General features: G+C 44.1%; 11 protein-coding genes. 4 read left to right on the plus strand and 7 right to left on the minus strand.

From position 1 onward, the window contains the following. Window positions 1-228 precede the first annotated feature (228 nt). From RMA94_RS01185 to RMA94_RS01195, 3 genes are read right to left on the minus strand one after another with little or no spacing between them, the layout of a single operon-like run. Entirely contained in the window at window positions 229-819 is a 591-nt protein-coding gene (locus tag RMA94_RS01185) for a LysR substrate-binding domain-containing protein (RefSeq protein ID WP_311077819.1), read from the minus strand. Window positions 820-821: 2 nt separating this feature from the next. Beyond that, on the minus strand, window positions 822-1322 hold the full coding sequence (locus RMA94_RS01190) for an arsinothricin resistance N-acetyltransferase ArsN1 family B (RefSeq protein ID WP_311077817.1): 501 nt from the start codon (window positions 1320-1322) through the stop codon (window positions 822-824). Then, window positions 1228-1701: a LysR family transcriptional regulator gene (locus tag RMA94_RS01195; protein ID WP_311081515.1), complete on the minus strand. Its 474-nt coding sequence runs from the start codon at window positions 1699-1701 to the stop codon at window positions 1228-1230. Before RMA94_RS01195 ends, RMA94_RS01190 begins: the two co-directional genes overlap by 95 nt. 69 nt (window positions 1702-1770) lie before the next feature. Here RMA94_RS01195 and lysA point away from each other — a divergent pair, with 69 nt between their 5' ends. From lysA to RMA94_RS01210, 3 genes are all read left to right on the plus strand, one after another. After that, window positions 1771-3021: a diaminopimelate decarboxylase gene (gene lysA, locus RMA94_RS01200; RefSeq protein ID WP_004870965.1), complete on the plus strand. Its 1251-nt coding sequence runs from the start codon at window positions 1771-1773 to the stop codon at window positions 3019-3021. Window positions 3022-3309: 288 nt separating this feature from the next. Then, window positions 3310-3603 (plus strand): type II toxin-antitoxin system RelB/DinJ family antitoxin, encoded by a 294-nt coding sequence (locus RMA94_RS01205; RefSeq protein WP_004870963.1) that lies wholly within the window; start codon window positions 3310-3312, stop codon window positions 3601-3603. Next, window positions 3596-3877 (plus strand): type II toxin-antitoxin system YafQ family toxin, encoded by a 282-nt coding sequence (locus tag RMA94_RS01210; RefSeq protein ID WP_001129137.1) that lies wholly within the window; start codon window positions 3596-3598, stop codon window positions 3875-3877. Before RMA94_RS01205 ends, RMA94_RS01210 begins: the two co-directional genes overlap by 8 nt. Before the next feature lie 114 nt (window positions 3878-3991). Here RMA94_RS01210 and RMA94_RS01215 read toward each other — a convergent pair whose 3' ends face one another. Next, window positions 3992-4462 (minus strand): hypothetical protein, encoded by a 471-nt coding sequence (locus RMA94_RS01215; protein WP_004870960.1) that lies wholly within the window; start codon window positions 4460-4462, stop codon window positions 3992-3994. Beyond that, window positions 4459-5430: a MobQ family relaxase gene (gene mobQ, locus RMA94_RS01220; RefSeq protein WP_311077807.1), complete on the minus strand. Its 972-nt coding sequence runs from the start codon at window positions 5428-5430 to the stop codon at window positions 4459-4461. Before mobQ ends, RMA94_RS01215 begins: the two co-directional genes overlap by 4 nt. 209 nt (window positions 5431-5639) lie before the next feature. Here mobQ and RMA94_RS01225 point away from each other — a divergent pair, with 209 nt between their 5' ends. Then, window positions 5640-5921 (plus strand): mobilization protein, encoded by a 282-nt coding sequence (locus tag RMA94_RS01225; RefSeq protein ID WP_311077804.1) that lies wholly within the window; start codon window positions 5640-5642, stop codon window positions 5919-5921. Here the strand turns inward: RMA94_RS01225 and RMA94_RS01230 are convergent. Further along, entirely contained in the window at window positions 5918-6214 is a 297-nt protein-coding gene (locus RMA94_RS01230; protein ID WP_311077802.1) for a hypothetical protein, read from the minus strand. The two genes, RMA94_RS01225 and RMA94_RS01230, sit on opposite strands and share 4 nt — an antisense overlap. Next, window positions 6211-7140, minus strand: a complete 930-nt coding sequence (gene repM / locus RMA94_RS01235; protein WP_032072978.1) for a replication initiation protein RepM — start codon at window positions 7138-7140, stop codon at window positions 6211-6213. The genes RMA94_RS01230 and repM overlap by 4 nt, the downstream gene beginning before the upstream one ends. Between the last annotated feature and the right edge of the window lie 665 nt (window positions 7141-7805).

The raw sequence follows: 7805 nt of genomic DNA on the forward strand, positions 1-7805 counted from the left end.
CGTGGAACGTGAAAAATCATAAAAAAAGCCCGAACAGGGATGTTCGGGCTATCAACTAGAAACTACAGCATTGATTTCTATAGATAATTATAACGCATTTCGTATAAGGTGTATTATGTTAATTTTAGAAAATCTTTAGATTAAAAGAAATTTTCTGGATATGAAAATGAAGGAATATATCGTCTGATTAATTGAGCCTGTGTAACAGATATCCTCTAGTTTCTAGTTCTAATAAAAACACTGGTCAAGGTAGCTCAAGTCGACACAGGCTTTGCGGACGGTATCTGCGAGAACGCCCTGCAGTGGGTGCGGAGCTGCTATTTCAGGAAGAAGCATATTCACCTGGTAACTGATGGCAACGGTAAGCGGCCGTACTACTAGGTCCGATCCGCTAAGTTCCATTGCAGTGAACGGGTTTACGATGGCAACGCCCAGCCCTTGACGCACCATGGCGCAGACGGCCATTGCACTCGTGGTTTCAAGCAGGGTTACGCGATGTACTTTAGCGTCCTCGAACATCGCATCAATGGCGGTTCGATACGGGTCGCCAACCGCGAGGCTGATGAAGCGCTCGCCTGTAAAGTCGCGTGGTTGCAGTCGCGCCTTGCGGCACAGACTGTGATCACGTGGCAAAACAGCCACTTCATTAACTTTTAGTAAGGGCTGTAAGGCAACTCCAACAGGAGCCTTTTGGGTTTCACTCAGCCCCAAGTCAAAACGTTGTTCACTCATGGCTTGTTCTAGCCAAGGCGACTCTAAGGGATGTACGCTAACGCCTGAATTAAGCCGCGCCGCGAAGCGGCGTCGGCTTGAATGAATTGTTAGGCCTCAAGCAGTAGCTGCCAGTAGCCCACGTCTACCCAACGGTCTTGCTTGAACCCAACCTGCTCAAAGTGGGCAACCTTCTTGAATCCAAGGCGCTCGTGAAGGCCTACGCTTGAGGCATTGGGAAGGGCAATGCCCCCGATTACAGCATGCATAGAGCATGCGCGAATCGCATCAATGAGCGCGGCGTAAAGCCGGAGGCCAAGACCCTTGCCGGTATGCGCTGGGTCCAAGTACACAGTGGACTCGACCGAATAGCGATATGCGCAGCGGCCTTTCCATTTTGAGGCATAAGCGTAGCCAACGACCTGGCCCGATACCTCGGCCACTAACCAAGGCAGAGAGGATTCCAAGGTCTCGGCGATTCGCTGCGCCATCTCCGGCACACGGACGGGTTCGGTCTCAAAAGTGATGCATGTCCCCAGCACATAAGGGCTGTAGATGGCCGTGATGTCGGCAGCATCGCTTTCTCTTACGGATCGGATTGATGTTTCCATGAGGCCTAACTCCTAGTTCAGGATGTGCATGTGAGAGATATACCAGTGCGCGGGGTACCAAGGCATGGGCCAATGCTGGCAAACACGCAATTCGCAAGCGCCCTGTCGCTTGCGTGCGCAATTCGCTGGCGCGCGCTGCGATCTGTTCCAAGCCTATAAACGAGCGTTCTACTTCCTGCATCAACGCGAGTGCCCGCACGGTAGGTCGTAATCGGCCCCGCACCCGGTCAAAAAGGTTAAACCCCAGTAACTGCTCCAAACGACCCAGCTCGCGACTCAAAGTGGGCTGGCTTGACGCACATGCTTCAGCTGCACGCCCCAGGTTGCCGTGCAGCATGATGGCGCGAAACATAGTCAGCTGGCGATGAGTTAAATTCATATCAATATTGAATAGCTAAACAACAAGAATAGCATTGATTGAATTGACTATGAAGTAGATCATCTATCCATGAATCCTTTTACTCCCACTACCATTGCTCCTTTGGCTCAGCAATTTGGTACCCCGCTGTGGATCTATGATGCCGACACCATTACGTGCCAGATTGCCGCTCTGCGGTTGTTTGACATAGTGCGTTTCGCTCAAAAAGCCAACTCCAATACACACATCCTTCGCCTCATGAAGCAACAGGGCGTAGTGGTGGACTCGGTGTCTTTGGGTGAAATCGAACGCGCATTGGCTAGTGGTTTTACGCCAGGCTTGCACAACGGGCACGCAGACATCGTATTCACGGCTGATCTGCTAGATCACGCTACGCTTGCGCGCGTGGTGGAACTAAATATTCCTGTGAACTGTGGTTCAATGGACATGCTAGACCAATTGGGTACGGTCAACCCAGGGCACCCGGTGTGGTTACGCATCAATCCAGGTTTCGGGCATGGCTACTCCAAGAAAACAAATACTGGTGGTGAGCATAGTAAGCATGGCATCTGGCATGGCGACCTAGTACGCGCCTGCGAAAAGATCAAGTCCAACAGCTTGGCCTTGCAAGGTCTGCACATGCATATTGGCTCAGGCGTGGACTACACGCACTTGCAAGAAGTGTGTGGTGCCATGCTGAAGTTGGTAGAGGTAGTGAATGCGCAGGGTTTAGATCTGCACGCCATCTCCGCGGGCGGGGGGCTATCTGTTCCCTATCAGACCGGTGAACCCACGATTGATACAGCGAACTATTTTTCATTATGGAATGCAACGCGCCATGCAGTGGAACAACTACTAAAGCACCCAGTGAAACTAGAAATAGAACCAGGTCGCTATTTAATGGCCGAGTCTGGTGTGTTGGTCACTGAGGTACGCGCTACGAAGCAACAGGGCTCCAACCATTTTGTGATGGTGGACGCCGGCTTCAATGATCTGGTTCGCCCAGCCCTATACGGTGCCTACCACGGCATGGAGTTGATCCACTCTGATGGCACAGCGGTTAATGGCCTGCAGTTAGACACGGTGGTTGCCGGACCTCTGTGTGAGTCAGGAGATGTATTTACGCAGGGAGATGGTGGCGTGGTGTTACACCGATCCTTGCCGCAGGCGCAGGTGGGAGATCTACTTGTATTGCACGACACCGGTGCGTATGGCGCCTCCATGTCATCGAACTACAACGCGCGCCCGCTGATTGCCGAAGTACTGATGGAAAATGGTGAGCCCCGGCTTATTCGACGAAGGCAAACGGTGGCTGAGCTGCTCGCGCTGGAGGCGGTGTAAAGTGACCAAACAAAATTATCAACTTAACTGATCTAAGTCGAGCTGCGGCAGTAGATCAGTGAACTCAATTGATCGTATAGATGAAGATCAGCATCTCGATTCATATCCAGCCCATGATGTGAAGTTGATAAAGTTAATATTCAGATTAGCTTTTAACCCCCTATTTAACATAATGGTGGTTATACGAAATCCAGCTGTTAGAAACCATTTATTACATCAAAAGTAATGAAAAAGTAAAGAATATGCTTTATATTATCTTTACTTTAATGGTTTTTGAGTGAGGGAATTATGTCCGCAGTCAATTTCAATATGCGCTTAGAAGCAGAGTTAAAAGAACAAGTTACCCCTATTTTGGAAGACTATGGTTTGACTATGCCTCAAGCATTCAAACTGTTCTTGAATCAAATCGTTAAAACTAAAGCGATTCCTTTGTCTTTTGACTATGCACGAGAACCTGCTTTAACGCCTAAAGCAGCAGCCAAGTTACTTCAATCTTTAAAAGAGATCGAAAATGGTGAGTACACCGAGTACGAAACGGTAGAAGAAGCGATTAAAGCTATGTCGGAAGAAGCACATGGCTAAACGTAAGATTATCGTAACCAGTTCTTTTAAACGTGATATTAAAAGACGTTATTTAGAACTGGTTACGGCTGAATGGGCAGAAGTATTAGATTGTTTAGTCGCAAATAATCCTTTGCCTGAAAAGTATTTAGATCATCCCTTGAAAGGTGGTGCAGAGTTTAAAAATTGTCGTGATTGTCATGTGAAGCCTGATTTAGTCTTGATCTATAGGCTTGTTGGTGACGATATTTTAGAACTGCATCAGTTGGATAGCCATTCCGAAATTTTTGGATGACTATCGCTCGATGCTTTGAAAGATGGCTTTAGCCATGTTTCAAAGTCGGGCAACTTTGCGACTGCTGTCATTGATTCGGTGATGGCAAGAGCCGAGCAAAGTACTGTCTAATCATTATTTTGGGTCAATCACACAATAATCCTTATTCGCTCCGTGACAGTCATTTTTCATGATGCGAACGCAAGACTTCCCATTGCAATTTTTAATATCTAGGCTGTATTTTTGTTCTAGCCATGCAACGTCTGCTCTACGCTGTTTGATTTCGTCCATGCTCGGCACATATAAAAATAATGCTAAAAAGAAAACGATCAGCAAGCTAACAAAAGCACTGGCGTAGATTGCCATGAATCGCCAGTCAAGTTGATTGGTTGCATTGTTTAATTCTCGAATACTGTTGTTGAGTGCGTCTATTTGCTTCTGATTGGCGTTTTTTAGGTGTTTTTCGGTCTTATTGAGTACTCCGCTAGCCACTTCCTTGTAAAACGCTTCTAATCGCTTGTTATCGTCTGCTATGGCTTCTCGATACTCTTTCATAGATGCCAGTAAAATATAGAGCTGGTCATCTAGGTCGTTTTGGTTGCTCATCGGTACATTCCGCCCTGATCTAAGTCTTGTGATGCTTTACGGTTGGCTCGCTCGGCTTGCTGTTGCTCTAGTTTTTGCTGTCGTTGTATTTCGGCTTGGCGTTCTTGTTCTAGGCGTTTAGCTTCTTGGTTTTTCTGCCATTGCTCGAAGCCTTGCTCGGCACGGTTTAAACCGTGCTGTAAAACGCTGTCTGTGCGCTGTTGCTGTTGTTTGAGGTGTTGGGCGTTGTGTTGCTTCACATGGTCGTTATAACGGCTGATTTCGGTGTCTATGCCTTGTCTACGGAGTTGAGTGACCGAAGTCCCCTCATGGATGGTGGCTTGTAGCCCGTTGTTCTGATCGGCATAGCTGCGGTGATCTATTTTTTCTCGGTAGCCTGCACGTTCCAATGCTTTATTGGCTAAGTCTGCCCATGTTTCTCTAATTTGCTTAATGTCTTCTTGGGTTGTCCCCATACCAAGGCTTTTTCGTTTGGAGTTGCTGAGTTCAATATCGGTTTTGGTGTTCAGAGTGAGTTTATTGTCTGCGTCCAATTCGGCTTTTCGGGTTGTGAGCATGATATGGGCGTGATGGTTTTTATCATTACCGCCTTTACTCGGTTCATGGATGGCTAAATCTGCGATTACGTCATAGCGATCAACTAAGGACCTGGCAAAGTCTTTTGCCAAGTCCTTACGTTGATCAGCGTCTAATTCATCAGGCAGGGCAATCACCCATTCTCTAGCGGTTCGGGCATCTTTGCGGTTCTCGGTTTTTTCTGCCAAGTTCCAAAGTTCGCCACGGTCAATTTCAATATCTAAATTAGAGATAATTTCAGAATGGGCGACACCGTCTTTTCTCGTAAAGTCATGGGTTAGCCCTGTGCGTTCATCTTCTAGTTTTTCACCTGCACGATAGGCACTTGATGCAACCGCAGTTCGTCCTGAACTTCGGTTAACTGTTTTAGTTGAACAATGATAGATTGCCATGCAGTCGCCTTGAGATGCTTTTGCTTTTAAAAAATTGCGTAGCAGTTTTTTGGGGTTAAGGGGTATCCCCTTACGCAAACTTTGACTTGGATGAAATCCAAGTCGTAAGTGCGCATTTCATGAAAAACACGATAGCATATTACCCGCTTGAATTTCAATTCATAGGGTCTTATGCTTGAGTGGTTTTCTACATCCCGAAATTTGACGTTATGACAAAATCAACTGAAAATATTGAAAAGAAAATTGAAGCCCAGTTAGAGAAGCTGAAACAGTTAAAGGCACAGAAACAAGCTATCGAAGCAAGAGAACGTACCAAGCAAAAGGAACAGCAACGAAAGGATGATACTCGGCGTAAAATCTTGCTCGGTTCTTATTTGATTAAAAAAATGCAGAATGAAGCCAATAAAGAAAAAATATTGGCTGAACTCAACGAATATTTAACAGAAAATAGAGATCGACAGCTTTTTGATTTGCCCGACATTGAAGCCTAATTTTTGTTAGCTGTTTGGTTGTTTTGTTCGGCTTGATACTCTGGAATGAGCGTATTTAAAACCTTTTGAATCTTGTCCTTGTCTTCTATCTGCAAATTATCTCGATAGTAAATTAAGTCCTGTATTTTGCTTTCCATCTGCATTTTTTCGGTGGGTTCGGCATCTTTGGATAGTCGGGATAATAGGAAGATATAACCGCATATATTTTCCCTCGCAATTTCATAATTTACGATGTCGAGGTATTCAACGGTCACATGCTTTAGATCGGTTGATAGGTTATTTAATTTAATCATGGCTGAAATCCTGATTTTTCTAAAATTGGATAAAGCTCTCTGAATTTTTCAGGCTCTAAAAGCATATCAGCGATACGTATAGCAAATTGCTGGTAGCTTTCTGTGCCTTGTGAATATTTACTCATTTCAGGCATTTCAGACATTTTATTGGCAAATAAATGGCGTTGCGCATCGGTCATTTTTATAAAAAAGTCAGGGGTGTTTGGATCTCGTTTAGTTTCAATTTTAGGTTGTACTTTTTGCTTAAACTTGAATGAAAACCCTGTAATTGTACGCCCTTTCTTGTGTTGCTCATAAGTGGCTTTTATGTCTGTATGTTCATTGATTTGAGTAATGGCAGTTTCTAATACACGGCTTTTAAAATGGTGCATACGTTGATATTCATCATCTTCAACACCTAAATTTTTACGTAATTGTTGTAGTTCAAAAACAGGTGTTTTACCAACTTCACGCCAAGCGATTAATAACTCATAAAGTCTAGTGGCATACTTACTGGTCAGGTGTGCAACTTGTTTGGCTTCATATTTTGTAAAGTGTTCTTCTAATCTAGTGATTAAAGGCACTACATCAGGTGCGAAAGTAATTTCTAGTAATGCCAAATCATCTACATAAAAAATACGACTCACCCAGCGAGAGCGAACGATACCTACCTTTCCTGTTTTTTTATATTCGGCTGTATAGCTAAACTGCCTGTTAAATAGATTATTTACAGCATCTTTCAGGGCTTTGTAGGATGCATCAGGTGATACATTAAATAGCTTTGCATAGTCACTAGCATGTATTTCTAGTTTGCTATCTGCCGTAATACCCTGCCCTAATTCTCTTGCATTAATGATTGCAAGCATGACTAAACGCTGTTCTGTTAGTTCTAAATTATAACTGGCGTTTATTAATGCATTATCTTTCACAACTAAACCATTCTTCATATTAAATACACGTTATTATTAATGTGTATTTACACACTATATATTTTATGTGTGTAAATCAAGAGAATTTGTGTGCTTATACAAGAGAATTTGTGTGCTTATACAAGAGAATTTGTGTGCTTATACAAGAGAATTTGTGTGCTTATATACGCTAAAACCCTCTTATATCAATGCTTTCAGCTCATCTAAAAGCATTTAAAAGCTTTAAAAATAATTAAAAGCCTTTCGAGAGGGGAGTGCAAACTGCCCTAGGTACTCGCTAAAGCTCGTACTCTATTGAAGCTCGTTCCTCGCTTCGTGGGGCAGTTTTTAGTTAATCCTGTTTGTGAAATCTAAAAGCAAAAGCATTTGTAATGTATTCGCTTCGCTCATACTTTTTGAAAAGCAAAAGCTCCAAAGTTCGCACCCATTCGGGATGCTCTGTACCTACCGTTTAAAATCGAAAGGGAGCTTGTAATCAGAGAAAAGGCGAGGGCGAAATTTTGATGATGCTCAATCGCTCGTAGACACTCGCTCGGTTCTTATTATCTAGGTTTTAATTATTTACTGGAGCTAATCAAAGTTGTGAAACATTGCTTAAATAATAGGCGTGGAACGTGAAAAATCATAAAAAAAGCCCGAACAGGGATGTTCGGGCTATCAACTAGAAACTACAGCATTGATTT

The sequence above is a fragment of the Acinetobacter sp. V115_6 genome (genome assembly GCF_031799025.1).
GTDB lineage: Bacteria > Pseudomonadota > Gammaproteobacteria > Pseudomonadales > Moraxellaceae > Acinetobacter > Acinetobacter pittii.

Excerpts from the sequence above, each read along its gene's own strand:
- RMA94_RS01190 (WP_311077817.1), bottom strand. The coding sequence starts at position 1,322 with ATGGAAACATCAATCCGATCCGTAAGAGAAAGCGATGCTGCCGACATC.
- RMA94_RS01195 (WP_311081515.1), bottom strand. The coding sequence starts at position 1,701 with ATGAATTTAACTCATCGCCAGCTGACTATGTTTCGCGCCATCATGCTG.
- RMA94_RS01210 (WP_001129137.1), top strand. The coding sequence starts at position 3,596 with ATGGCTAAACGTAAGATTATCGTAACCAGTTCTTTTAAACGTGATATT.
- RMA94_RS01215 (WP_004870960.1), bottom strand. The coding sequence starts at position 4,462 with ATGAGCAACCAAAACGACCTAGATGACCAGCTCTATATTTTACTGGCA.
- lysA (WP_004870965.1), top strand. The coding sequence starts at position 1,771 with ATGAATCCTTTTACTCCCACTACCATTGCTCCTTTGGCTCAGCAATTT.
- RMA94_RS01230 (WP_311077802.1), bottom strand. The coding sequence starts at position 6,214 with ATGATTAAATTAAATAACCTATCAACCGATCTAAAGCATGTGACCGTT.
- RMA94_RS01225 (WP_311077804.1), top strand. The coding sequence starts at position 5,640 with ATGACAAAATCAACTGAAAATATTGAAAAGAAAATTGAAGCCCAGTTA.
- RMA94_RS01205 (WP_004870963.1), top strand. The coding sequence starts at position 3,310 with ATGTCCGCAGTCAATTTCAATATGCGCTTAGAAGCAGAGTTAAAAGAA.
- mobQ (WP_311077807.1), bottom strand. The coding sequence starts at position 5,430 with ATGGCAATCTATCATTGTTCAACTAAAACAGTTAACCGAAGTTCAGGA.
- repM (WP_032072978.1), bottom strand. The coding sequence starts at position 7,140 with ATGAAGAATGGTTTAGTTGTGAAAGATAATGCATTAATAAACGCCAGT.